The 24,518-nt window shown below is 66.1% G+C and carries 20 protein-coding genes and 1 tRNA gene; 10 read left to right on the plus strand and 11 right to left on the minus strand.

What is annotated here, in order from left to right; genetic code table 11:
- Positions 1–17 precede the first annotated feature (17 nt).
- Positions 18–995, minus strand: a complete 978-nt coding sequence (locus WG922_RS02580) for a hypothetical protein (protein WP_340280416.1) — start codon at positions 993–995, stop codon at positions 18–20.
- Positions 992–2,191, minus strand: a complete 1,200-nt coding sequence (locus WG922_RS02585) for a PP2C family protein-serine/threonine phosphatase (protein WP_340280417.1) — start codon at positions 2,189–2,191, stop codon at positions 992–994. Before WG922_RS02585 ends, WG922_RS02580 begins: the two co-directional genes overlap by 4 nt.
- A 111-nt stretch (positions 2,192–2,302) precedes the next feature.
- Here WG922_RS02585 and WG922_RS02590 point away from each other — a divergent pair, with 111 nt between their 5' ends.
- Positions 2,303–3,403, plus strand: a complete 1,101-nt coding sequence (locus tag WG922_RS02590) for a family 16 glycosylhydrolase (RefSeq protein ID WP_340280419.1) — start codon at positions 2,303–2,305, stop codon at positions 3,401–3,403.
- 101 nt (positions 3,404–3,504) lie between these two features.
- A complete protein-coding gene (locus WG922_RS02595; RefSeq protein WP_340280420.1) occupies positions 3,505–6,033 on the plus strand; it encodes an ATP-binding protein in 2,529 nt (842 codons plus the stop codon).
- A gap of 375 nt (positions 6,034–6,408) precedes the next feature.
- Here the strand turns inward: WG922_RS02595 and WG922_RS02600 are convergent, their stop codons facing one another.
- The 3 genes from WG922_RS02600 to WG922_RS02610 all read right to left on the minus strand — a co-directional run bounded on the left by WG922_RS02600 (position 6,409) and on the right by WG922_RS02610 (position 9,739).
- Positions 6,409–6,717, minus strand: a complete 309-nt coding sequence (locus WG922_RS02600; RefSeq protein WP_340280421.1) for a hypothetical protein — start codon at positions 6,715–6,717, stop codon at positions 6,409–6,411.
- Positions 6,718–6,854: 137 nt separating this feature from the next.
- Positions 6,855–8,111, minus strand: coding sequence for a UdgX family uracil-DNA binding protein (locus WG922_RS02605; protein ID WP_340280423.1), 1,257 nt, complete (start codon positions 8,109–8,111; stop codon positions 6,855–6,857).
- Between the two features lie 353 nt (positions 8,112–8,464).
- The gene (locus tag WG922_RS02610; RefSeq protein WP_340280424.1) at positions 8,465–9,739 is read right to left on the minus strand and encodes a putative DNA modification/repair radical SAM protein; all 1,275 of its coding nucleotides are present in this window, start codon (positions 9,737–9,739) and stop codon (positions 8,465–8,467) included.
- Between the two features lie 394 nt (positions 9,740–10,133).
- On the opposite strand from WG922_RS02610, the gene WG922_RS02615 reads away from it, so the two are divergent.
- The 5 genes from WG922_RS02615 to WG922_RS02635 all read left to right on the plus strand — a co-directional run bounded on the left by WG922_RS02615 (position 10,134) and on the right by WG922_RS02635 (position 15,983).
- Positions 10,134–10,481 (plus strand): hypothetical protein, encoded by a 348-nt coding sequence (locus WG922_RS02615; RefSeq protein WP_340280426.1) that lies wholly within the window; start codon positions 10,134–10,136, stop codon positions 10,479–10,481.
- A 162-nt stretch (positions 10,482–10,643) separates the two neighbouring features.
- A complete protein-coding gene (gene uppP / locus WG922_RS02620; RefSeq protein ID WP_340280428.1) occupies positions 10,644–11,471 on the plus strand; it encodes an undecaprenyl-diphosphatase UppP in 828 nt (275 codons plus the stop codon).
- A gap of 6 nt (positions 11,472–11,477) precedes the next feature.
- A complete protein-coding gene (locus WG922_RS02625) occupies positions 11,478–12,794 on the plus strand; it encodes a hemolysin family protein (RefSeq protein WP_340280430.1) in 1,317 nt (438 codons plus the stop codon).
- A 671-nt stretch (positions 12,795–13,465) separates the two neighbouring features.
- Positions 13,466–14,557, plus strand: coding sequence for a calcium/sodium antiporter (locus WG922_RS02630; protein ID WP_340280431.1), 1,092 nt, complete (start codon positions 13,466–13,468; stop codon positions 14,555–14,557).
- A gap of 334 nt (positions 14,558–14,891) precedes the next feature.
- Positions 14,892–15,983, plus strand: a complete 1,092-nt coding sequence (locus WG922_RS02635) for an endonuclease/exonuclease/phosphatase family protein (RefSeq protein ID WP_340280433.1) — start codon at positions 14,892–14,894, stop codon at positions 15,981–15,983.
- A gap of 270 nt (positions 15,984–16,253) precedes the next feature.
- On the opposite strand, the gene WG922_RS21950 is transcribed toward WG922_RS02635, so the two are convergent.
- From WG922_RS21950 to WG922_RS02650, 4 genes are all read right to left on the minus strand, one after another.
- Positions 16,254–16,337: a hypothetical protein gene (locus WG922_RS21950; RefSeq protein ID WP_445322785.1), complete on the minus strand. Its 84-nt coding sequence runs from the start codon at positions 16,335–16,337 to the stop codon at positions 16,254–16,256.
- Positions 16,338–16,434: 97 nt separating this feature from the next.
- Complete coding sequence (secD, locus tag WG922_RS02640) at positions 16,435–18,999, minus strand: protein translocase subunit SecD (RefSeq protein ID WP_340280434.1); 2,565 nt, start codon at positions 18,997–18,999, stop codon at positions 16,435–16,437.
- Between the two features lie 91 nt (positions 19,000–19,090).
- Positions 19,091–19,558, minus strand: a complete 468-nt coding sequence (locus WG922_RS02645) for a hypothetical protein (protein ID WP_340280435.1) — start codon at positions 19,556–19,558, stop codon at positions 19,091–19,093.
- Between the two features lie 116 nt (positions 19,559–19,674).
- On the minus strand, positions 19,675–20,106 hold the full coding sequence (locus WG922_RS02650) for a hypothetical protein (RefSeq protein ID WP_445322779.1): 432 nt from the start codon (positions 20,104–20,106) through the stop codon (positions 19,675–19,677).
- A gap of 311 nt (positions 20,107–20,417) precedes the next feature.
- Here WG922_RS02650 and WG922_RS02655 point away from each other — a divergent pair, with 311 nt between their 5' ends.
- From WG922_RS02655 to WG922_RS02665, 3 genes are all read left to right on the plus strand, one after another.
- The gene (locus WG922_RS02655; protein ID WP_340280436.1) at positions 20,418–21,332 is read left to right on the plus strand and encodes a restriction endonuclease; all 915 of its coding nucleotides are present in this window, start codon (positions 20,418–20,420) and stop codon (positions 21,330–21,332) included.
- Positions 21,333–21,670: 338 nt separating this feature from the next.
- A complete protein-coding gene (locus WG922_RS02660; RefSeq protein WP_340280437.1) occupies positions 21,671–22,942 on the plus strand; it encodes an AAA family ATPase in 1,272 nt (423 codons plus the stop codon).
- Positions 22,943–23,060: 118 nt separating this feature from the next.
- On the plus strand, positions 23,061–23,570 hold the full coding sequence (locus WG922_RS02665; protein WP_340280438.1) for an RloB family protein: 510 nt from the start codon (positions 23,061–23,063) through the stop codon (positions 23,568–23,570).
- 63 nt (positions 23,571–23,633) lie between these two features.
- Here WG922_RS02665 and WG922_RS02670 read toward each other — a convergent pair.
- Positions 23,634–23,709, minus strand: a tRNA-Phe gene (locus WG922_RS02670).
- 18 nt (positions 23,710–23,727) lie between these two features.
- Complete coding sequence (locus WG922_RS02675) at positions 23,728–24,474, minus strand: response regulator (RefSeq protein ID WP_340280439.1); 747 nt, start codon at positions 24,472–24,474, stop codon at positions 23,728–23,730.
- Positions 24,475–24,518 lie beyond the last annotated feature (44 nt).

A 24,518-nucleotide genomic window follows, 5' to 3' on the forward strand; every position in this document is an offset into this window, starting at 1 on the left:
CGTGCTGCCTTTCTGCATCACCATTGGGTGGACCACGACAGCGTGATGCTGCCGTTGCGCACGCTGCCCTGGTTGGGGCCGCGGTCGCGCCACGGGAAGCGGTTGCCTGAATAATTGTTGTACTGCAGCGATACCGTGCCGGCGCGCCAGTCGAAATAGCCGAAACCGTAGGTGAAGTCGGGGTCCCACGGCTGCTGCTGGTGCGACCGCGGATATCCGAACAGCGTGAAGTTGGCGTACCAGTTGGAGGGCATCACGTAGCGGCAGCCCAGCCCGACGGACACCTTGTTGCGCCGCGTCGCGGCGCTGTCGAGATCGGTGTAGCGTGGCGTGAGATTCAGCGCCGTGGTGCAGGTGACCTGGTCGTCCGCATCGATCACGAACAGCGGGCGCAACGGTTCGGGCAGGCTGAACTTGTAGAACGCCGACCACTGGCCGTTGAGGAAATTCCAGCGGCGTTCGCCGCGGCTGCGGTCGGGATTGAGGCGGTTGCCGGCGTAGTTGCCGTAGATGAAACCGAAGGTCCCCGGGCGCCAGTCGTCCCAGCCGAAGGCGTAGCTGAAGTCGGGGTTCCAGGGCTGCTGGCGCTCGGGTCGCAGATAGCGGTAGAGCGTGGCCTGGGCGAACCAGCCACTGCTCGGCTGCGGCACCCAGCGCACGCTCGCCTGCAGCGTGGGGGAGACCGGCGGTGCGCCCTGGGCACCCAGGCCGGTGGCGGGTGCAGGCTCGGAGGCGCGCAGCGGCCAGTCGAGCGCGAGCCGCAGCGACAGGCCGAGCCGGGCTGCCGCGTCGTCCGGCGGCGGGCGGTCCGCGCGGGCATAGGTGTCGGGGCCCTTGGGCAGGTACACCGGATCGACCCAGGCGGGCGGCTCGACAAAGCCCGGGCGGGGCTGCTGCACCGCCTCGGGCGCCTGCTGCGCTTGCGCGTACGCGCCGGCCGGTGCCCCGAGGCCGAGCAGGCCGGTGACGCCCACAGCGATGCATTCCCGCCTCATGCCACGTCGAAGATCAGCAAGGTGACGTCGTCGTCCGGCGCCGGGCCGTGCCACGATTGCAGCGCCTGGCGCAGCGCACCGCCGGTGTGCGCCAGGGGCGCTGCGCGCTGCTGGGCGAGCAGCAGGCCCAGCCGGTCTTCGCCGAAGGCCTCGCCGCGAGCGTTGCGGCAATCGGTGATGCCGTCCGAATACAGCACGATCCGGTCGCCCGGGCCCAGCGCGAAAAGGTCGGCATCGAAAGAGGCGTCGGGCAGGATGCCCACCGGCAAACCGCCGGCGCCCGAGGGGCGGAACGCGTGCTCGCCAGCGCGCGACAGCAGGGGCGGCGGATGGCCTGCCTGCACCATCGCGCATACCCCCGCCCGCCGGTCGGCGATACCGAACAGCATGGTGAGGTAGTGGCCCGGGTCGGTGGCGCCCTCGATGAAGGCCCGGTTGTACTCGGCCACCACGGCTGCGGCGACCTGGCGGACGTCGCCGCCCTCGCGCAGCATCGGCGCGGCGATCTGCTGCGACAGCGTGCGCAGGTGGTGGTGGGCGTTGAAGGCCATCATTGCGGCGGCCACGCCGTGACCCGCGACATCGACCAGGTAGAAGCCGCAGACCTGCTCCCCGAGGGGAAAGTAGTCGAAGGTGTCGCCGCCCACGAAGCTGGACGCCTGGAACAGCCAGTCGAACTGCAGGCCGGCGAACTGCGCGGGCGCCGGCAGCAGGCTCAGCTGCAGTGCGCGCGCGAGCTCCAGCTCGCGGCTGAGTTGCTCGTAGGCGGCGTGCAGCTCGCGGTTGCGTTCGGCCAGGCTGCTTTCGAGTGCCAGCACGCGCTCGGCGGCGCGCAGGCGCGCACCGAGCTGCGGCACCCGCACCGGCTTGGCGAGGAAATCATCGGCCCCCGCCTCCATGGCTTCGACCAGCGTCTGCTCGTCGCCCGAACTGGTCAGCATGATGCAGTAGGTGTAGCCGCCCAGCGGCTGCGCGCGGATGGTCCGGCACAGCGCGATGCCGTCCATGTCGGGCATCGAGCGGTCGGTGATGACCAGCCGATGGCGCAGGCTGGTGAGCTTTTCCAGGGCCAGGCGGCCGTTCTCGGCCTGATCGACGTGATAGCCCCGCGCTTCGAGGAATGCACTCAGCAACATGAGAAGCGCCGGATCGTCATCGACCAGCAAGGCTCGGATGGGCGGTACTTCTGCGTGCATCGTGGGCGGAGTGTTGCAAGGACGCACCAGCGCAGGCATGCAGGCCCTCGCGAAGGTGTGTCGAACGGAAACCGCGGGCTATTGTGGAGCAGAAAACAACGGAGGAGCTTCATGGATGCGATCAGGATGCAGGGCGTGGCGCTCGGGCTGGCAGCCGTTCTTCTCGCCAGCTGCGGCGGCGGCGGCGGCGAGCCCCGGCAGGCCGAGCTCATCGAGCCACGCGCGCTGGCCTCGACGCCGGCTTTCGAAGACACCATGCTCACCAACGACACGGCACGCTGGATCGCCGCCGACTGGAACAACGGAGGCTACTTCCTCAATGGCTGGCATCCGGACCAGCTGGCGTTCGAGGGCGGCCAGCTGAAGATCACGCTTGCGCCCGATACGCGGGGTCTCACCGGCCTGAGCTGCGTCTCGGGTGAGTACCGAACGCGCGACTCCTACGGCTGGGGGACCTTCACGAGCCGCCTCAAGGCATCGGGCGTGCCGGGGTCCATCACCAGCTTCTTTCTCTACACCGGCCCGGCCGAGGGCACGCGCCACGACGAGATCGATGTCGAAATCAAGGGCGACGATCCGACGCGCGTGCACCTGAACTACTGGAGCGACGGCCGCGAGCATCCCACCGTGGTGGACCTGGGCTTCGACGCTTCCGCAGGCTTTCACGACTACGCCTTCCGCTGGACGCCGCAGTCGCTGCAGTGGTTCGTCGATGGCCGGCTGGTGCACGAGGAGCGCGGCGCCCGCGGCCCGCTTCCCGAGGTGCCCGGCAAGATCATGCTGAGCCTCTGGGGCGCCACCGGCGCCGAGCCCTGGAGCACGAACCACCAGGCGGCCAACACGGCCAGCGCCTGGTTCGACCGCGTCTCGGTCACGCCGCTGGGAGCCGAAGCCGAGCGCATCGTGTCGGTCGCTGCCCTGTCCGGATCGGCCGCGCCGCAGGGTCGGGGCTGGCGGGCGACCGTGCACGTGCACGTCCGGGATGCGACCGGTGCCGCGGTGGCGGGCGCGCAGGTGTCGGGCACCTTCAGCACCGGCGGTGCGGTGTCGCCGTGCACCACCGACGCGACGGGCTCCTGCGCGCTGCACAGCGGTGTGATCAGCAAGGGAAAGAGCAGCACGACCTTCACGGTCGGCGCCATCGTGGGCGCCCAGCTGCACTACCACGCGCCCGCCAACGCGATGGGCTCGCTGGTCATCGGGCGGCCTTGAGCGTAGGCGGTCGTTTCACGGCGGCGGCGCAACTAAGATCGTTCTCCTCCCGAGCCGGCGCGCCGCCCCGGCGCCGACCATACGAGCTACTTCACGCCTCCGTGCCTGCTGCCCTTCGCCTGTCCCTGCCTTCCTGGACCGTCCGCGCCGCCTTGCTGCTGGCGTCCACCTTCGTGCTCACGGCCTGGGCCACCGCCTTGTTCGGCAACAACCCTGCGCTGCGCTTTGCGAACGCCGTGGCGCTGGTGGTGTTCCTGAGCGCCTCGACGCGCGAATGGCCTCACCTCGCGCTGCTGCTGCTGCTGGGTGGTGCGGCTGGCCGCGTGGTCACCGGCACCACCGCACCGCTGCTCACCGGCATGGCCAACGTGATGGAGGTGCTGCTCGCCGCAGGCGTGATCCACCTTCGAGGCGGACTGCCCGCGCCCTGGTATCAGCGCGCGCATGCGGCGCGCTTGCTGGCCGCCTGGCTCGGTGCGCCGGTGCTCAGCGCAGCAGCCGGCGCGCTGGCGGTCGGCTCCGTGGTCTCCGCGCGGGAGTTCGTGGCGCAATGGTGGTCGTGGTACAGCGCGTCGGCACTGGGCATGTTGGTGGTGGCGCCAGTGCTTCTGAGCTGGTTCGATCCGAGCGTGAAGCAGTACCGCGCGCAGCGCGCACGCACGGCGCGCAATCTGCTGGGCACGCTGCCCTGGTGCCTGGCAGCCGCGGCGCTGATGGTCCAGGAATTCTATGCACCGCTGCTGCTGTTGACCTTTCCCGTCATCCTGCTGGTCACCTGGCGCTCGGGGCTGATGGGCGCCACGGCCATGCTGGTGACGATGGCGGCAGCCGGCGTCTGGTCTACGCTCGAAGGGCGCGGCGCGACCGTCGAGATGGTCTCCCAGGGCATGGATCTCCTGACGCGGATGCAGGCCCTGCAGCTGTATCTGGCGGCCATGGTGATGACCAGCCTGCCGTTCGCGGCGCTGCTGTCGCACCAGCGGCAACTGCTCAATGCACTGCGGCGCAGCAGTGCGGCGCGCTCGCAGTTCTTCTCGGCGATGAGCCACGAGATCCGCACGCCGATGACGGGGGTGCTCGGGCTGGCCGACTTGCTGGCCAGCGAGCCGCTGCAGCCGAGGCAGCAGCAGTATGTGTCTGCCATCCGCGCCTCGGGCCAGCACCTGCTCAGCGTCATCAACGACATCCTCGATTTCTCGCGCATCGAGAGCGGCAAGCTGCCGCTGGAGGTGCTGCCTTTTTCGATCCTGGAGGTGCTGGAGCAGGTGCGCTCGCTCATGCACCCGCTGGCCGTCGAACGCGGGCTGAGCCTGCGGCTGGAGCTCGATCCACACCTGCCGCCGGCGGTGCTGGGCGATCCGACGCGTCTGCGCCAGGTGCTGATCAACTTGGCCGGCAACGCCGTCAAGTTCACGCCGCAAGGCGAGGTGGTGCTGAGCGCATCCGCCGAACCGGCGCCGTCCAAGGGTATCCGCCTGCACCTTGCCGTTCGCGACACCGGCATCGGGATCGAGACGGACAAACTGGGCGAGCTGTTCCAGCCTTTCTCGCAGGTGGAGCAGAGCACCGCCCGCCGCTTCGGCGGTACGGGCCTTGGGCTGGCGATCTGCAAGCGGCTGATCGATGCAATGGGCGGCAGCATCACCGTGGAGAGTGTCCCGGGGCGCGGCAGCACCTTCCGCGTCGATCTGCCGCTGGAGGTGGCAGAGGGCGCCGCGCTGGAGACCCCGCTGCCTGAAGCCTACGAGCCCCCGCCCCCGAGCCGCATCCTCATTGCCGAGGACGTGGAGGTCAATCGCGAGATCCTGCGTACCGTGCTGGAAAAGCAAGGCCACACGGTGGTCTTCGCGGTCGATGGTCAAGAGGCGGTGCAGCGAGTGGAAGCCGAGCTGTTCGACCTGGTGCTGATGGACGTGCAGATGCCCGTGATGGACGGTGTCGAGGCCACCCGCCGCATACGGCAGCTGCCCGGGGCGCGCGCGCACACGCCCGTCATCGGCCTGACCGCGAACGTGATGGCGCAGGAACAGCGGCAGTACCTCGCGGCAGGAATGAACGAGTGCCAGATGAAGCCGGTCGATTGGCACGCACTCAACGCCGCCATCGCCCGCTATGCGCGGGCGCGCCGCGAAGCCACCGCGCCGTCGCCGGCGGCTCCACCACCTGAGCACGATGCACTTGCTGCGGCGACGGCGCCTGACGCAACTGCGCCGGAGCGCCCGGCCACGGAAGCGGCGCAAGCAGCCGCGGCTCAGCCGCAGGGTGCCGAGGTGGCAGCGGCTGCGCAGGGCCTGCCGCCACTGATCGACGCGCGGCGGCTGCACGAGCTGCGCGAGTTCACGGCGCCGCAGCGACTGGGCGAGATCCTGCGCGCCGGGGTGTGCTCCCTGCAGGACACTGCGGCCGCGCTCGCAGCCGCCGACGTTCCGCTCGAACAGGAGCGCCACCTGCACCGCCTGCGCGGCACAGCTGCGACCCTCGCCTTTGCCCGCGTGGCGCAGCTGGCCGAGTCCCTCGAAGCGGCCGCTCGTGCGGGCGAACCGGCCCCGCCTGCGCGGCTGCACGAGTTGCAAGCAGCTCTCGAGGCCACTGCCGACGCCGTCGCGCAGGAGGGCCTGGTCGCGTCGTAGGCGAGCTTATCGACGCTTCCCGCCTTGACGAGGCACTGCAGCCGGGGTCCAGCGCGCACTTCCGAGCGCGGCCGCCGCCCAGCTTCTGCGCGTGTCTCCGAGGATGCGAGCACGCACGGATGCGCACGTTCGGGCACGTGCTGGTGAACGGTTCCGACCGCGGCAGCGCACGCTTTCTTGCTGGCCCGAAGGAGCCAGTCACCCGGGGTGCGCTCCTACGCCCGAGCCCGCACCGAATTGCGAGCATCACAACCAGGAAGGCGCAGATCACTCCACGACCGGGCGTTTACTCCAAGGTGCGCCGCCCGGCCTTTGCCGCCCCCGCGACGGGAAGGTCGCGGGGGCCTTTCTTCGTGGGCGCCACGAGCGCTCGGTTCAGGCGCCGCCGGTCCTGCGGGGGTCGCGCTCGCCAAGGCCGGCCGCCAGCGGATCGATGGGTCCCGCGGGCCGCACGGACTGGAAGGTTTCGATCACGCGGCGCACGATGGCCTTCTGGTCTTCGGGCCATTTCGCCACGCGGTCGGAGCCCAGCACGCCCTCCAGCGCCGAGTCGAGGTGCAGCTGGAACTGCTCGGGGCGGGGGTGGGTGGCGACCAGCGAGGTGATGGCCACGTACGCGGCAGCGTTCATCGCGATCAGGTGGCGCACCTCGCGACGGAGCTCTTCGATGTTGTCGTCGTCCATGGGCGCAGGATAGGCGAGGACGCCGGAGAACGAGCGAGGCCACGCCAAGCCATGCCATGCCATGGGGCTTGCATCGGAACGCCTTCGGACGCGCTCGAACGGGTAGCTGCGCCGCACCAAGTGAGACGTCCCGTGCTTCACGCATCCGACGCGCGGCTCCAGGCGCGCCCCAGGTCCTTCACGAAACGCTCGAAAGCCCCCGCTTGCTGCGCCGGAGGCAGCCGCAGCAGCGAGGACGGGTGCACGGTGACCAGCACGCGCACGCCGTCGGCGCGTTCGAACCATTTCCCGCGCTCGCTGAGGACCGCCACGGGACGCTGCAGCAGCGACCGCGCAGCCGTGGCCCCAAGCGCCACCAGCGCGCCCGGGCGCACGCGCGCGATTTCCTCCTCGAGCCAGTGGCGACAGGCCAGCGCCTCCTGTTGCGTAGGGGTCTTGTGCAGCCGCCGCTTGCCGCGCAGCTCGAACTTGAAATGCCGCACGGCGTTGCTCACGAAGACCGTTGCACGCGGCACCCCCAGGCGCTGCAGGGCGCGATCGAACAGCTGCCCGGCCGGGCCGACGAACGGCCGCCCCTGCAGGTCCTCCTGGTCCCCCGGTTGCTCGCCCACCACCATCACCGCCGGCCGCGACGGGCCCTCGCCCGACACGGCCTGCGTCGCGAGCGCGCCGATGGGGCAGTCGCGGCACTGCTGCACGCGGGCGGACAACTCGTCGAGGCTGCCCACCTCGACCGGGGCGGAAGCCGGGGCCTGCCACAGCGGTATGCGGCGGTTTCCCTCGGAGGCGGCCTGCGCAATCATCCGACCGGTGCGCTGCAGCGCCGCCGACGCGAGCTCGCCGATGGCCTCGGCCTCGGGCAGATTGCGCCAGTAGCGGCGCGGCATCTCCTGGCGCATCACCGGCAGATTCAGGCGCGCCGGGTTGAAGATGCTCCGGTAGTAGGTGAGCCAGAGCGCCTCGCCCGCGTCCGCCGGCGGGGCATCCTCGCGCCGCGCGCCGGGTCGCACGTGCAGCCGCTGCCCGTCCCACTCGACGCAGGCGTCGGGGGTGAGCAGCGCCCAGTGCATGCTGGCGAAACGGCGGCGGAACCACGCGCCGTTCGCTTCGACGATGCGGTGCTGCGGCTCGAACCAGGCCACGTGCAAGGGCGGCAGGCCGGCTTCGCGCGCCACGGGGCGAAAGCGCACGAACGCGCGCATCTTGTGCATGTCCCGCTGCACCGCCCGCATCATGTGCTGGGCCTGCAGCATCTGTGGATCGAGGGGGTCGTGCCGCAGGCCGGGCTCGTGCGCAAGCCGCCATAGGAGGCGGTACAGGAGCGCGAAGCGCTGCGGGTCGCGATGCAGGACGACGGCCTCGCACAGCGCGACGAACGCCGAAGGAACGCGCACGGCAGCAGCGTCGGCGTCAATAGTGTTTTGCGCGGGCTCGAAGATGCCGCGTGGTGCGGATGGTGCAGGCGACTGGCAATCCGGACGGTTCGCCCGCACAGGCTGCTCGCCTGCCGCGGGTGCGCCGTCTGCCTCGAGAACGCCGGCTCCTCCCGGTGGGCCGGTCGGATCCGCGTGCTGCAAGCGCGCGAAGTCGTGGCGATCACCGTCCGCGTGGCTAGAGAGCAGATCTCCATCGTCGTCCCGCGCAGACCAGTGCACCTCTTCTGGGGTCACACCTGCGGCCAGGAGCCGCCGCGCCTCGCGCCGGAAGCCGTCGATGTCGGTGTCGCTGGCCAGCCGCACAAGCATGATCAGAAAAGCGTCGCTTGCTCCGCCTGCGCAGGCCGCGACAGCGCGCTTCGTACTGCCTCCGGGACCACGCGCGCGGGCCGGTGGCCGTCTGCAACGGTGAAGGGAAGTACCTTGCGAAGGGGCACATGCAGGCGCTGCAGGTCCTCTGCGCGCAGGCGTCTCACGCGCCGCGCCAGCAGCAGCCGGTCGACCGCCTTCACGCCCAGGCCCGGCACGCGCAGCAGCAGGTCGCGCGGCGCGCGATTGACATCCACCGGGAAGCGCTCGGGGTGGGCCAGTGCCCACGCGAGCTTCGGATCCACGTCCAGCCGCAGCATTCCGCCGCCGCGCGGCGACGCGATCTCTTCGGCGCCAAAACCGTAGAAACGCATCAGCCAGTCGGCCTGGTAGAGGCGGTGCTCACGCTGAAGCGGCGGCGCCTGCAGCGGGAGAGCCGAGGCGGCGTCGGGGATGGGGCTGAAAGCCGAGTAGTACACCCGCTTGAGCCGATACGCACCATACAACTGCGCGCTGGTCGCCAGGATGGTGGCGTCGTCGGCACCGTCGGCCCCCACGATCATCTGCGTGCTCTGCCCCGCGGCGGCGAACGGCTCGGGCAGCGCGCGCACCGGACGCGCGCGGGGCAAGAAGGTCATCGCCTGCCGGCTCGCCTCGTGCTGCTGTGCCTGCGCGTCCTCGATGTGCGTTCGCACGCGGGCCATGGAGCGCTTGATCGACATCACGCTTTTTTCCGGCGCCAGGGAGTTCAGCCCCGCTTCCGTCGGCAACTCGATGTTGATGGAGAGGCGATCGGCATAGCGCCCCGCGCGCTGGAGCAGTTCGGGGGTGGCGTCGGGGATGGTCTTGAGATGGATGTAGCCGCGAAAATCGTGCTCTTCGCGCAGGCGCCGCGCCACCTCGACCACCTGCTCCATCGTGTAGTCGGGCGAGCGGATGATGCCGCTCGACAGGAACAGTCCCTCGATGCAGTTGCGGCGGTAGAAGTCCAGAGTGAGCTGCACCACCTCATCGATGCTGAAGCGCGCCCGGGGCACATCGCTGCTGGCGCGGTTGACGCAGTAGAGGCAGTCGAAGCGGCAGTAGTTGGTCAGCAGGATCTTGAGCAGCGAGATGCAGCGGCCGTCGGGCGCGTAGCTGTGGCAGATGCCCATGCCTTCGTTCGATCCCAACCCCGTGCCCTGGCTCGAATCGCGGCGAGTGCCGCCGCTGGAGGCGCAGGACGCGTCGTACTTGGCTGCGTCGGCGAGGATGGCGAGCTTGTCGTTCAGGTCCACTGTATAAGTGTGGAGTCGGCACAGGGCCGGCGCCGCTCAGGAGGCGTAACCACCTTCGCGGCTGTGGGCCTTTGGTTCTTCAGCCGTGGCGCGGTTGACCTGCAGCCCTGCGTTTGAGCAAGCGAGGGCATCCGCTCGCCCGTAAGCCCTCCTGCCTGTCTGCGGAGGTGGTGGAGCCGCCCGCGCCGACCGCCGTCGCGGTCTCCCTTGCTGAGTTGCCCGTTTGACTGCGCGTGGGCGCCGGATTGCGGCTATCAGAAAAGAACTGGGGCCCCGAGCTTCGCCGCCTCATGGCACCCAGACGACGACGAGCTGGCTGTGCCTTCGGCTGTTGAGGGACTACGGCCTGCCCACGCGCTCTCGGAGCGGGGGCCACAGGTACAATCGCCGCCAAATGTCCACTCGGTTCCTGGCGGGTCTTCTCGCACTTGCCATCGCCTGGGTCGGTCTGTTCTCGCTCGAGTATGGGCAGCAGGACGTCGAGGCGCACTCCGACATCGCAGCGACCTTTGTCCCGCCGGCGCCTGATCCGGGTTCGGTCGTCGATCATCACCTGGACGATCTGCCCCTGCAGACCGTAGACAGCGGCCTGGACCTGCCGGATCACCAGCCGATTGCCCGCAATGGGGCGAAATCACTGGTCATGCTGGCGCCCACACCTCCGTGCGGCGCCTTGTTCTGCGCAACAGTGTTCCTTGAAGGCCCGTTGCGGCCGCCAATTTCCCTTCGATCACGGGCCTGAGCGCCCCTGCTTTTGGCGCCGGCCGCCCGGCGTTGCCGGCCAGGTTGTCGCCTGCCTTCCGCCTCTCCGTGAGCTTCGCGCTTGTCCGCGCGCTCCTCCGTTCAAAAGCGATCGTCTGGAGATCTTCCTTGTTTCGCATGCCTCTTCATGCCGGGTATTCCGATGGGCTGGTCTGACGCCATCATCCTTGGCCTGATCCAAGGACTTACTGAGTTCCTTCCCGTTTCCTCCAGCGCGCACCTGCGCGTCATAGGTCCACTGCTTCCATCAGGGGTTGATCCGGGGGCGGCCTTCACGGCCATCACGCAGATCGGAACGGAGCTGGCCGTGCTGGTGTACTTCCGTCGGGACTTGGCTCGCATAGGGTCGGCATGGGCGTCCTCCGCCCTGCGACGCAGTCCTGGCGGCGACCCCGATGCACGCCTGGGCTGGCTCATTCTTGCCGGCACCTTGCCGATCGCCTGCCTTGGCCTGCTATTCAAGGACAGCGTCGAGACCACGCTACGGCACCTGCAGTTGACGGCGATCATGCTGATCGCCTTCGGCCTGCTCCTCGGCATCGCCGACCGGTTCGGTCGCAAGACGCTCGCCTTGAGCGAAATGAAGTGGGCGCACGGGCTGCTCTTCGGTCTTGCTCAAGCGTTGGCCTTGATTCCAGGCGTCTCTCGCTCCGGCGGGACCATCACGGCAGGCCTGATGATGGGCTACACGCGCGAAGCAGCCGCCCGGTATTCGTTCCTGCTTGCGGTGCCCGCGGTGCTTGCCTCCGGCCTTTATCAACTGGTACGCCACGGGAGCGATGCCGCAGCAGTGCCGCCGGGTCCGACCATCGCCGCCACGCTGGTGGCGTTTGTCACAGGCTACGTGGTGATCATCGCGTTCCTGCGCCTGGTGACTACCCGGACTTACCTGCCGTTTGTGATCTACCGCGTCTTGCTAGGCGGCCTGGTCATTGGCCTTCTCCAAGCAGATCGCCTGTCGCCCTACTAACCCATTATGGAAATATTCATACTCGCGGGTCTCATCCTGCTGAATGGCGCGTTTGCCATGTCCGAGATCGCCCTGGTGACTGCGCGCAAGGCAAGGCTGCAGCGGCTCGTCGAAGAGGGCGACAGCGCAGCGGCTGCCGCCGTGGAACTTGGAGAGGACCCGACGCGGTTTCTCTCGACGATCCAGATCGGCATCACCTCCATCGGCGTACTGAACGGCATCGTGGGCGAATCCGCCCTGGCCGCACCCTTGGCGCAGTGGATGGAACTGCTTGGGATTCCCGCGCCTTACAGCGGCTACAGCGCCACGGGCATCGTTGTCGTGACGATCACGTACTTCTCGATCGTCGTCGGCGAACTTGTCCCCAAGCGCCTGGCCCAGGGCAGTCCCGAGACGGTCGCGCGCCTCGTCGCTCGCCCGATCAACTGGCTGGCCATCGCAACCAAGCCCTTCGTGCGGCTGCTATCGGTGTCGACCAAACTGCTGCTGCGCATGCTTGGCGCCAGGGACACCAGTGGTACGCCAGTGACCGAGGAGGAAATCCACGCCATGCTTGCTGAAGGCACCAGTGCGGGCGTCATCGAATCGCACGAACATGCAATGGTGCGCAACGTGTTCCGGCTGGATGACCGGCAGATCGGATCATTGATGGTGCCGCGTGCTGACGTCATCTTCCTGGACATCGAAAAGCCGGTTGAAGATCACCTGGCTCGCATCGACAAATCCGATCACGCGCGATTCCCAGTGGTCAAGCACGGCTTGGACAGTATCTTGGGCGTGGTCAACGCGCGGAAGTGGCTCTCCAGCATGGTCCGCGGTGACAAAGGCATGCTCACGGACCAGCCACTGCAGCAGCCCCTGTACGTTCCCGAGACGGTCACGGGCATGGAGCTTCTCGACAACTTCAAGCAATCAGACGTTCACATGGCATTCGTGATCGATGAGTATGGCGAAGTGCAGGGCATCGTCACCTTGCAGGATCTCATCGAAGCGATCACCGGAGAGTTCCAGCCGCGAAATCCGGACACCTCCTGGGCAGTACAGCGCGAGGACGGATCGTGGTTGCTGGACGGGCACATCCCGGTTCCGGAGCTCAAGGACCGATTGGGCTTGGCCGAAGTACCCGAGGAGGATCGCGGCCGGTACCAGACGCTAAGCGGAATGCTCATGCTGCTGTCCGGGCGGCTGCCCAAGCTGGCCGACTACGCGGAATGGGAGGGCTGGCGCTTCGAGATTGTGGACATGGACGGCAGGACGATCGACAAAGTTCTGGCGACGCGACAGGCGTCACCTTCTGATCCTGCGGAGATCGAAGCCGATTGATCCCAGGGCGACCATGTCGTTTCAGCGAATTCGATCGAGCGGGCCAGCATGCCTCGCCCTGCTACTCGCGATCGGTATAGCGACGACCGCCTGCACGGATGGATACCCGACCGAGGACGAGCCTTACCTCGATGTCCCATCGCTTTCGACCTCCGAGCAAGTCGAGGCACTCAACTTGCTTGGCCGTGATTCTGAGCCGGAGAGGCGCTTTGCTTTGCTGTCGCCATGCACCCTGCAACTCGAGGAGAAGTCAGGCCTATGGCGCTGGGAACGCCGCTCAATTGAGCTGACAGGGGCACAGGTCGTGCTACGCGCACGCGCAGAAGAGCGGTACGAATTGGTTGTTACCCGAAACGGCTCTGAAATGACTACTCTTGTCTTGAGCGGTGATGAGCGTATAGACATCCATCGCTCGCAAACGTTGGTGCGCCTGCTTGTACGGCGGTGTGCGGCGACAGGGTAAGAATGGCCACCGCCCCCCTCGAGGCAATGTGCTGTCGGCTTGGCAAGCCTGCGGCAAGCGCCATGCACTGCTATGAAAGGCTCCGGCGTCCTCGCCGGGCAGGGACTGGTATGGCGAGGTCGGGCATGATCACGGCATTCGAACTGGCGCAGCCTGCGTGCGCTGCAGTGGCCGCTCCCCTGCACGTCCCATTAGGCAAGGTGTAGTCATGCTGATCCAAGCTCTCGTTTTCGCCGCCGGCCTCGTTGCCCTGGTCCTCGGTGCCAGCGCCTTGGTGCGCGGCGCCTCGAAGCTGGCGCTGTCCTTCGGCATCTCGCCGCTGGTAGTGGGGCTCACCATCGTGGCTTTCGGCACCAGCGCTCCCGAGATGGCCGTCTCGGCGGGCGCCGTACTCGACGGCCAGACCGATATCGCCGTGGGCAACGTGGTAGGCAGCAACATTTTCAACGTGCTGTTCATCCTCGGCGTCAGCGCCCTGGTGGCACCCTTGCTCGTCAACCTGCAGCTGATCCGGCAGGAGGTCCCCATCATGATTGGCGCGGCGCTGCTGCTGCTGGTGCTCGGGATCGACGGCAGCATCAGTGTGTTCGACGGCGCCTTGCTGATGGCCCTGATGGTGGGCTACACCGTCTTCCTGATCTTGCAGTCGCGCCGCGAGTCGGCCAGCAACACCACGGAGTTCGACGCCGAACTGAAGCCTGCCGCTCCCGGCGCCTGGGACGCCCGGTGGCCGGCCCAGGTGGCGCTGATCGCGGCCGGGCTGGCTCTGCTCGTCGTCGGCTCCGATTGGCTAGTGTCCGCCTCTGTGGTGTTCGCAAAGGCGCTGGGTGTCAGCGACGTCGTCATCGGCCTGACCATCGTGGCGGCCGGCACCTCGATGCCGGAGGCGGCCACTTCGCTCGCTGCCGCCTTCAAAGGCGAGCGCGACATCGCGGTGGGCAACGTGGTGGGCAGCAATACCTTCAACATCCTGGGCTGCCTCGGTCTGAGCGGGCTCATCTCCGGGGGCGCCGGCCTGACCCTGGCGCCCTCCATCCTTGCGTTCGACATCTGGGTCATGCTGGCCGCGCTACTCGCATGTCTGCCGGTCTTCCTGAGCGGGCGCGAGATCGCGCGCTGGGAAGGCGGCGTCTTGCTGGCCTACTACGTGGCGTATGTGGCCTACCTGATCATGGCCTCGCAGCACCACGACGCGCTGCCCGCCTTTTCCTCGGCCATGCTGAGTTTCGTTGCCCCGCTGACCATCGTGACCCTGGTCGTGAGCCTCATGCGTAACAAGCCCTATTCGTCCGCCCGCTGAACCCGCCTTGACCCAGTCCGCCACCCGATGACAGCTCCGGCAAAGAGCTGGTCGCTGGCCTTGCGTGATCGCGACGCGATCACCTCCATCCTGACTCGTCGAGACGGCGCGAATCGCGGCGCTGGCGCTCCTCATCGTCTTCATCGGATACGAGAACTTCGGCTCAAAGCGGAGCATCGGTGGAATGCTGGCGGAGCAGGAGGCAGTCGAACGGTTGATCTTGGAAGACCGGTCCGCGGCTGCGTCGGCCGTTCCGCACGGCCTGCCGCGGAGTCCGTCTACACACGCAGCCAACCGGTCCTCGTAGAGTGGGACACACCAGCTCGAGGGATCGATGGCTTTATCCGACCTGCGACGAACATCCGGCTTCGTGATCCTGCTGCTGCTCGCTGCGACATGCGTCGCCTCGCTGCTGCCCTGGGTCGAAACCGACACGTGGTGGGTCCGGTACATGGACTTCATCCGCGTACAGCTCTTCATTGCTATCGTGGCGCTGCTGGCACTGTGGCTCTTGGTGGCGCGGCCCCGGCGCACGCCAAGGCCGATTTGGCTTGGGGTGCTCGTCGTTTCCGCACTGGCGCTGGGCTACCACTCGTACCGGCTGCACCCGTACCTGCCGTTCGCTGAACCGTCCGCCGTCGTGCTCGACACCTGCACGGAAGACTCGCGCCTGCGGCTTTTCGTTGCCAACGTGAAGCGGGACAACGAGCTGGCCGAGCCATTTCTGGAGCTCGTTGCCCGGTACCGCCCAGACGTGCTTGTGGTACTTGAAACTGACGCTTGGTGGGACCGCCGCCTCTCAACGTTGCGCGGCCGCTTTTCCGACGTCGTGCAGTCGATCCCGGACGACCACGCCTACTATGGCATGCACGTGTTCTCGCGCTTCGAGCTCGTCGAGCCGGAATTTCGCTTCCTTTTTGGAGAGCCTACCCCGACGCTTTCGTCTGGCGTTCGCCTGCCAAGCGGCAAGCGTGTCCAGCTGTTCGCGATGCACCCGAGGCCGCCCCAGGCATGGTCACAGCCGACCACCAGCCGCGACGCGCACCTCATGCAGATTGCACTGGAGGCCCGGGAGGCCCACGTGCCCACTATCCTGGCCGGCGACTTCAATGCGGTGCCGTGGGAACGGTCGGTACGCCGGGCGATGCGGATCGGAGGCTTGCTCGACCCTCGCGTCGGGCGGGGGTTCATCCCGACCTACGAAGCAGGCAGCATCATCAAGTCGTGGCCGCTCGACCAGGTGCTGTTCCAAAAGGATCTGGGGCTGCTCGAGTTTGAGCGCCTGCCCAACTTCGGTTCAGACCACTATCCCATATTTGCGCAGCTTTGCCTTGCTCAGGCACCGGGCTTGCAGGCGGCACCAGGGTTGCAGCCGGGCGATTTGGAAGAGGCCGCTGCGACGGTCGAGGCAGCACAGAAGCTATGACGGCGCGGCTCCAGCAAGCGGCAGGGATCAGAACAATCCGGCTTGTAAATGATGGCAGCGGCCCGTCAACGGGAAGGCAAGCGCTCCCGTGCGCCGCTGATTTGGTTTCGCCGTATTCGCCGACGACGAGAGCGATGTGCTGGCGCTGATCTAGCAGGGTCTCCAGCAGCCGCGACAGGGGCGTTGCGTCCGGCACGGAGCATCGGCCGAGACGAAGATCGCGACACGCGGCAGAAAGCTCAGCATTGGCACGCTTCACAGTCTCCTGCGCTAGAAGATCAGGCCCCCGATTCCAAACACCACGAGCAGGCCTATGAGGAAGATGATGCCGATGATCCAGAGAAGCACTTTCATATCGATCTCCTTTGGTGCCGAGTCTTCCGCGCACGAGTTCGCGCTCCTGTAGGAGCGGTTCGATGAACTCCGCCCAGTTCGAACCGCTGAGGCGGCATCAAGCCCGCACACCACCTTCCGCCGGCATCGCAACGCTGCGCGGCCGCGACGGTGCCACCGATGTGCGGTCGCCGGGGTCCGCCGCGCACATCGCGCCCCCACCACGCCGCCCGCGCCAGTCGCCGAGGAACAGCAGGATGGGGGCCGCGATGAAGATGGACGAGCACGCGGCGATGACGATGCCGACCGCCATGGGAATCGCGAAGCTCGCCACGGCGGGACCGCCCCAGACCGCCAGCGGCAGCACGGCGAGGAACGCCGTGACCGACGTATAGAGGCTGCGCGTCAAGGTCTGGTTGATGGACAGGTTGATCACATCCCGCAGCGACGCCTTGCGCTGGCTGCGCAGGTTCTCGCGCATGCGGTCGTAGACGACCACCTTGTCGTTGACCGAGTACCCCACCAGCGTCAACAAGGCCGCAATCGCCGTGAGGCTGAAGTCGAGGCCCGTCACTGCGAACACCCCCAAGGACAGCACGACGTCGAGCACGAGCGTCACGATGGCGCCGACCGCAAAGGGCCACTCGAAGCGCGCCCAGATGTAGACCAGCATGGCCAGGCTCGCGAGGAAGACGGCCAGCACGCCGGCGGTGGCAAGCTCGCCGCTCACCTTGGGCCCGACCACTTCGGTGCGTTCGAAGCTGGCCTGCGGATCGACCGCGTGGATGGCCGCCTTCAGCCGCTCGACGGCGATGGTCTGCTGGACTTCGCCGCCGGGCTGCCGCTCGACGCGCGCCAGCAGGCGACGTTCGTCGCCCACGGTCTGCAGCGACACCTCGCCGAGACCCAGGCCTTCCAGCTGCGCGCGGTAGCGCGACAGGTCTTCGGTCGCACTGGCGGCCACCTCCATCTGGATGCCTCCGCGGAAGTCGATGCCGAAGTTCAGCCCCGGCTTGAACAGCAGCACCACGCTGGCGAACACGAGCAGCGCCGATAGGCCCAGACCGGCGAAGCGCCGCTTCATGAAGTCGAACCCGGTACCGTCGGGCACGAGCCGGAACCCGAACAACGGCCGGATGTGGATGGTCTTCAGGCGCCCGCGCCGCGCGACGGAAAGCATCATCACCTTGACCACCGACACCGCGGTGAACATCGAGATCACGATGCCCAGCGCCATCGTGATGGCAAAGCCCCGCACGGGACCCGAGCCGAACCAGAACAGCAGCAAGGTGGCGATCAGGGCGGTCACGTTGCTGTCCATGATGGTTGCGTACGCGCGCTTGAAGCCGGCATCGATCGCCGACAGGGCGCCTTTGCCCTTCAGCGTTTCCTCGCGGATGCGCTCGTTGATGAGCACGTTCGCATCCACGGCCAGCCCGATGCCCAGCACGATGCCGGCGATGCCGGGCAGGGTCAACGTCGCACCCAGCACGCTCATGCCCGCGATGGTCAGCACGACGTTCAGCGCCAGGGCGATGTTTGCGATCAGCCCCCATCCGCCATAGAGCACAAACATGAAGAGGAACACCAGCGCGAACGCGGCGATCCCCGCGTAGATGCCCTTCTGGATGACGTCGCTGCCGAGATCGGCGCCGACGCTGCGCTCTTCGATCACGGTGAGCTTGGCCGGCAGGGCCCCGGCGCGCAGCAGCGCCGAGAGCGTGCTCGCCTCCTGGACGCTGAAGCTGCCCGAGATCTGGCCCGATCCGCCAATGATGGGTTCGCGAATCACGGGCGCACTGAGCACCTTGTCGTCCAGCACGATCGCAAAGGGGCGCCCGACGTTCATTTGCGTGATGTCGGCAAACTCCCGAGCGCCCGCGCGATCAAACCGGAAGTTGACCGTGGGCTCGCCCGTCTGCTGGTCGAACCCGGCGCTGGCGTCCGACAGCCGATCCCCGCTCAGCACGACCGTGTTCCGCACGGGGTACGCATTCCCCCCGTCGTCGCGCAGCGTCCGGATGCCGTCCGGGCTGGACGCATCGCCGAGCAGGTGGAAGCTCATCTTCGCAGTCGATCCGAGCAGCGCACGCAATTGCGTGGGGTCTTGCAGGCCGGGCAGCTGCACGAGGATGCGGTCGGCCCCGATGCGCTGGATGGTGGGCTCGGACACTCCAACCTGGTCCACCCGTTGGCGGATGACCTCGAGGCTCTGCTCCACCGCGCGCCCGACGGACTGGTGCAGGCCTTCCGGGGTCAGGGTGAGGGTGATGCCCTCGGCGTTCTGCCCCACCTCGACATCGTGCCGGACCGCGCCGACCGGGTTCGCCAGCGCGGCGAGGAGTTCCCGGGCGCGATCCTGCTGCTCTGGCGAGCGCAGTACGATGGACACGCTGCCTTCCCTCGCGGAGATGCTGCGCCAATGGATGTCCGCGTCGCGCAGCATGCGCCGGGAGTCTTCAGCCAGGTTGCGCACGCGCTCCTGGCGAAGTTCGGTGCCGTCCACCTCCAGCACGAGGTGCGAGCCGCCGCGCAGGTCCAGGCCGAGCGCGACAGGCTGGTTGGGGAGGTAGGTGGGCCAGCGCTCCAGGACGGAGGCTGGCAGGACGTTGGGCAATGCAAAGAGCAGGCCCGCAAGGATGATGGCCAGGTACATGGCCACCAGGGAGGGTGAATTCTTCATGAACGGCTCTGACGGGCGCGCACAGCACCGTGGCGTGCGCACGCTGGCTTCGGGAGGGTGAAGGTCGCGCGCAGCGGATGCGCGCGGGGCGTCAGGCCAACAGCGGCGGTGCGCGGCTCGGGTGCGCGCGGTAGCGTGGCTTCAGGCGCGGCGCAGGCTTCGAAGGCGGCGCCTCATCAGCATGGCACTCATCATTGGAAAATGTGAAGTGGCCACCGGGGAGTGGCCCGTCAACATCGTCAATGCCCGCAGCGTGCCACGCGTGCGCGAACTGCTGGGTCGCCGCCAGCGCCGGGGAATCGCGCCGTGCGGCGCGGGCGGCGTGAGAGGTCCCCGCTTGACGCTGAAAATGCTGCCCATTGCCGGCGATCTTGCCTGCCAGCTGGTGCGAAGCGACACCAGGGGTGCCGCTGAGCCCGGCGCACAACAAGGCTAGCCACGCCAGCAATGTAACCATGACCGCCTGCACCCAGTCGCCACGCCCTTGCGACAGCTCAAGCTGAGCCGGTAGCGTCGATGCTGCTGCGTTGTCAGCAGGACGGAGGGGGGTGCTATTCACGCGGCGCACTATACGCGGTCGTGCGGCCAATCTTGAGGGCACGCGCATATGCACCTGGCTAGGCGAGCTGCACCCGGGAAGCGCGTGCGGTCCGGCCTGTACAGCGCCGGGAAGTTTCAAAGCCAGGCGCAAGCAGCAAATGGCGCCATCTTGGCCGCGCAGGGCAACGTCATGAACCAGCACGTAATCACTGGCCGGACGCTGATCGACAGCGCATCGACCCATTGAACGCCCGATCGATGCAGCAGCGGATTCGGAGTCAACTGGCGGGACTGCTGGTAAAGGGTATGCATGGCCTTGCACTCCGCGTCTGCCAGACCTCCGGCATCCCGGCATCGACCTGTGTCGAGCGCACAAGCCCGCAGCGCTTCACGCTTCCCTCCCGATGTTCGACGAACGCGCCGGGCTGGATGATTCCGGGTCTCTTCCAGCACCGGCAGCCGCAGGCTCACGTTGAAGAGCAATAGGTGCTGCGCGTGCCACATCAACGCAGTTCTCCACGGTTTTTGAGAACAGAGGGCAGCAAGGAATCGAAGGGGAGCGCTCATGGCGGCAGTTCCGCGCTTGCCGTGCGCGCCGGCGGCACACGAAGAATTCGCCGCGATCCCGCGAGGCGCGGGGAAAGCCAAAAATCAAAAAGGCCAACCGAGAACCGTTGGCCTTGGAATCTGGTGGCCTGGGGCGGAATCGAACCACCGACACGCGGATTTTTAATCTTCGGAAAAGCCGAAGACAATCAGATACTTAGCCACGGCAGCATCTTCAAAGCCTTCCTCTTTAGGTGCCGGCTCGTAGCTGTGGACAACCGCCCCTCTTTCACCTTTTGTAGAAGATGCCGATCCCTGACTACCAGACTGCGATGCTGCCGCTCTTGAGGCTTGCTGGCGACGGCGAAGAGCATAGATTCAGGGATGCTGTGGAGGCGCTGGCTGCTCACTTCGGCATTTCTCCAGAAGAGCGCAATGAGCTCCTCCCCAGTGGAACCGCACCCTTGTTCGACAACCGCGTTGGCTGGGCCAGAACTTACCTTAAGCAGGCGGGGCTTCTCGCATCCCCCAAGCGCGGCGTCTTCACGATCACCGACAGGGGAAAGCAGCTGCTCGCTTCGAACCCGTCCAAAATTGATGGGGAAGTGCTCGACCGATTCGAGGAGTTCCGGGAGTTCAAGAACCGTCGGCGGGAGACCTTAGGTTCGGACATTGGCACTGTTTCCAAGCCTTCTGACACAGCTTCACCTGTTGACCGTACCCCCACGCAGACGCCAGAAGATGTGCTGGCTTCTGCCTACAGGCGCTTGCGAGAGGAGCTCGAGACCGAAGTCTTAGATCAGGTGCGTGCCTCCACTCCCGCGTTTTTCGAGCGGTTGGTAGTCGACCTTCTCGTAAAGATGGGATACGGCGGCAGCAGACAGGATGCCGGGCGCGCCGTTGGAGCGAGCGGAGACGGCGGCATCGACGGAATAATCAAGGAGGACCGCCTCGGGCTCGACGTAATCTACATCCAAGCCAAGCGCTGGGAAAACCCTGTCGGGCGGCCTGAGATCCAGAAGTTTGCTGGTGCTCTCCAAGGTCACCGCGCGAGCAAAGGCGTGTTCATCACGACTTCCTCTTACACCAGGGAAGCAACGGAATACGCGGCCGTGATCTCCACAAAGATCGTGCTCCTCGGAGGACGAGAGCTGGCATCTTTGATGGTCGATCACAACGTAGGAGTATCTATGGCTGGGTCATACGAACTGAAGCGAATCGACGCCGACTACTTCGAAGGTGAGTGAGCAGAGAGTTGTCCACGGCGGCGGTCGGCGCTTGCGACGAACCGACCGGCGCGGTGTGCAACTCGGTTCGACGTCAAGGGTTTCGACAAGGCGCGCAGAGCGGCAGGCGTCAGCTTCCAGTTCCGCGATCTCCGCGCCAAGGCCGCAACCGACACAGGCGACCTAGCCCACTCACAGAAGCTCCTTGCCCACAAAAACCGGGACATGACGGAGCACTACGTCCGGACACGCGTCGGGGAGAGAGTCAGGCCACTCCGGTGAACTGCCAAATTTCTGCAGCTCGAACACCGATGGAGTAAAGTCGGGCCTTTGGCCAGGTCCGAGACGCAGAAAAACCGATGCTCATTGAATTTTCAGTCGAGAACTTTCGATCTTTTCGGACGCGACAGACTTTCTCGATGGTTGCAGCGCCGCGCCTTCACAGGCGGGCGAACACCGTGCCCGCAGAAGTTGATGGGGAAAACTTCCCGCGTCTACTGACGGTCGCCGCGATCTACGGGCCGAACGCCTCGGGAAAGAGCTCCCTTGTACGAGCGCTCTCGGTGGCTACTCGGCTGACCCATCGAGTGGCCGCTCCTGACGCCGCGAAGCTTCCGGTCGCTCCTTTCAGGTTCGACCCGGACTTGCACCAAGAGCCCTCGAAGTTCGAATGGCACTTCATCGCGCAGAAGACACGCTACTCGTTTGAACTCTCCTCCACGGCAGAGCGAATTCACTTGGAGCGACTTATCAAATATACGAAAGGGAGACCGGATCTACTCTATGAGCGCACGCTCCAGGGAGACCGCGATAAGTATGAGTTCGGCGCCACCTTCGAGGCGAGTCCGGAACTGCGAGATGCATGGAGCAAGCTCACCGGCGGACGTATGTTGTTCATTGCCCAGGCAGTCGCCAACAGCAGCGAGGACCTGAAGCAGCTCCGCATCCCGTTCACATGGCTCAGTGAGTTGTCGATTGTTGAGGGGAGCTTCAGAGGCGCGGTGGAAGTATCTGAGCGCCTAATGGCCGAGTTCCCGAGCTTCAGAACTGACGTGGCCACTCTGCTCTCGGACATCGACATTCCCATTGCAGAGATCTCGGTCGAACTGCCTCCGGATGCCCCTGCCCTTAAGGAGATCTTCTCGGACGAAGGGATGGACCAAAAGAAGGTACGAGCGGCGTTTTCCGCCAACAGAGCAAAGACAACTCTAGTTCACCGTACGGCTCTCGGTGACGCATCGTTTGAGCTCGACGAAGAGTCGGGAGGAACCAAAAACCTAATCGGATTCGCACTGCCTTGGCTAACACTTAATGGGGACGGAAAGGTCCGCAGAAGTGGCCTGATCGTCGATGAGATGGACAGCAGTCTTCATCCGAAAGCCGTCGAAGCTCTCGTACGGCGTCACATCGTTAGCGACACCAGGGCACAGCTGATTTTCACGACCCACGACACCCACCTGATGGATACGAAACTGCTCCGCCGCGATCAGATCTGGATTACTGAGCGGGCAGCTGATGGATCTACCCAACTTAGGTCTATTCACGAGTTCCAAGGGCGCGACAGCGAAGATGTCGAGAAACGCTATTACGAAGGGCGCTACAGGGGTCTCCCGATTTTGCGGAGCACGTGACGTGGCTCGGAGTACGGCGTCTTTCGAGCGGCGCGGTGCACGTTTCCGCCCGCAACCACGAGTCTTAGTACTGTGCGAAGACACGAAGTCGGCAAAGGTTTACCTCGAGGATGCTGCGATGTTGAGCCGCTCATCTGCTGCGGTTGAGTTTGCGCACTGCGGGCGCACCGACCCTCTCGGCATTGTCGAGTCAGCAGTTCGGCGCAGTTCCGGTTACGAGCGGGTGTACTGCGTTATTGACAGAGACTCTCACGCGAACTTCGATGAGGCAATCGCCGCGGCTGCAGGACATGCAAAGGTAAGCGTGCTTGCCTCCTATCCCTGTTTTGAGTACTGGCTGCTCTTGCACTTCGGCTATACGCGTGCCCCCTTTCAGCGGGCGGGTAACAATTCTGCCGCCGATTGCGTCATACAGGAGCTTCGTAGGAAGGTCGGGATGACGGAATACTCGAAGGGAGGTACGAAGGACCTCTTTCGATTACTTCTGGATCGACTTCCCGAAGCGCGCACGCGTGCAGAACAGTCCCTCCGAGATGCGGAAGCGGATGGCGAGAAAAACCCAAGCACCCCACTGCACCGCCTCATCGACACACTCGAAGAGCTCGGCGGCCCACTGCCAATTTTGTAGAAACACCACGCCGGTTGTAGAAACGCCCCAGAACCCAAAACGGGCGCTGAGGCGCATGAAGACTGGTGGCCTGGGGCGGAATCGAACCACCGACACGCGGATTTTCAATCCGCTGCTCTACCAACTGAGCTACCGGGCCAGAGCCTGCGAGTATACCTCATGACCCCCCGCGTTTTCCGCGGGAGAGATCGACGCCAAGTTGCTTGAGCTTGCGATAGAGGTGTGTGCGCTCGAGGCCGGTTTTCTCGGCCACGCGGGTCATGGAGCCGCCTTCGCGGGCGAGGTGGTACTCGAAATAGCATTTTTCGAACTCGTCGCGCGCGTCTCGCAGCGGCTTGTCGAGCTCGAATGTCTGCCGGGCTTGCGGGCCGATGTCCATGGCGGGAGGCAGGCTCTGGCCGCCTGTCATGGCGGCTTCGACCGTGAGGTCCCCAGCCGCCAGTGCAGAGACCATCATCGGGGCCGCACCTGCGGGTGGGGCGAACATCGTTCGCGGGCCGGACGCGGCGGCTGCGGGCGCCACGGCGGCCGCGGCGGGCGTGGTCCGCGTGAGGCCCGCCTCGACGGCCTTGAGCAGCTTCTGCAGGGTGATCGGTTTTTCGAGGAACGACTGGGCGCCAATCTTGGTCGCCTCGACGGCCGTCTCGATGGTGGCGTGGCCGCTCATCATGATGACCGGCATGGTCAGCAGCCCGGTGGTGGACCACTCCTTGAGCAGCGTGACGCCGTCGGTGTCGGGCATCCAGATGTCCAGCAGGACCAGATCGGGGCGCAGTCGCTGTCGCGCGGCGCGCGCCTGGGCCGCGTTTTCGGCCAACTCGACGTTGTGACCTTCGTCGTTGAGAATTTCCGACAGCAGGTCACGTATGCCGAGCTCGTCATCGACCACCAGGATGTTTGCCATGTGTTTCTGGACCCAGGCCCCACGCGGCTTGCAGGGGCGTTGTG

The sequence above is a fragment of the Ramlibacter sp. AN1015 genome (genome assembly GCF_037726105.1).
Lineage (GTDB): Bacteria > Pseudomonadota > Gammaproteobacteria > Burkholderiales > Burkholderiaceae_C > Ramlibacter.

Excerpts from the sequence above, each read along its gene's own strand:
- WG922_RS02580 (WP_340280416.1), bottom strand. The coding sequence starts at position 995 with ATGAGGCGGGAATGCATCGCTGTGGGCGTCACCGGCCTGCTCGGCCTC.
- WG922_RS02585 (WP_340280417.1), bottom strand. The coding sequence starts at position 2,191 with ATGCACGCAGAAGTACCGCCCATCCGAGCCTTGCTGGTCGATGACGAT.
- WG922_RS02590 (WP_340280419.1), top strand. The coding sequence starts at position 2,303 with ATGGATGCGATCAGGATGCAGGGCGTGGCGCTCGGGCTGGCAGCCGTT.
- WG922_RS02600 (WP_340280421.1), bottom strand. The coding sequence starts at position 6,717 with ATGGACGACGACAACATCGAAGAGCTCCGTCGCGAGGTGCGCCACCTG.
- WG922_RS02615 (WP_340280426.1), top strand. The coding sequence starts at position 10,134 with ATGTCCACTCGGTTCCTGGCGGGTCTTCTCGCACTTGCCATCGCCTGG.
- uppP (WP_340280428.1), top strand. The coding sequence starts at position 10,644 with ATGGGCTGGTCTGACGCCATCATCCTTGGCCTGATCCAAGGACTTACT.
- WG922_RS02625 (WP_340280430.1), top strand. The coding sequence starts at position 11,478 with ATGGAAATATTCATACTCGCGGGTCTCATCCTGCTGAATGGCGCGTTT.
- WG922_RS02630 (WP_340280431.1), top strand. The coding sequence starts at position 13,466 with ATGCTGATCCAAGCTCTCGTTTTCGCCGCCGGCCTCGTTGCCCTGGTC.
- WG922_RS02635 (WP_340280433.1), top strand. The coding sequence starts at position 14,892 with ATGGCTTTATCCGACCTGCGACGAACATCCGGCTTCGTGATCCTGCTG.
- WG922_RS21950 (WP_445322785.1), bottom strand. The coding sequence starts at position 16,337 with ATGAAAGTGCTTCTCTGGATCATCGGCATCATCTTCCTCATAGGCCTG.
- secD (WP_340280434.1), bottom strand. The coding sequence starts at position 18,999 with ATGAAGAATTCACCCTCCCTGGTGGCCATGTACCTGGCCATCATCCTT.
- WG922_RS02650 (WP_445322779.1), bottom strand. The coding sequence starts at position 20,106 with ATGAGCGCTCCCCTTCGATTCCTTGCTGCCCTCTGTTCTCAAAAACCG.
- WG922_RS02655 (WP_340280436.1), top strand. The coding sequence starts at position 20,418 with ATGCTGCCGCTCTTGAGGCTTGCTGGCGACGGCGAAGAGCATAGATTC.
- WG922_RS02660 (WP_340280437.1), top strand. The coding sequence starts at position 21,671 with ATGCTCATTGAATTTTCAGTCGAGAACTTTCGATCTTTTCGGACGCGA.
- WG922_RS02665 (WP_340280438.1), top strand. The coding sequence starts at position 23,061 with ATGTTGAGCCGCTCATCTGCTGCGGTTGAGTTTGCGCACTGCGGGCGC.
- WG922_RS02675 (WP_340280439.1), bottom strand. The coding sequence starts at position 24,474 with ATGGCAAACATCCTGGTGGTCGATGACGAGCTCGGCATACGTGACCTG.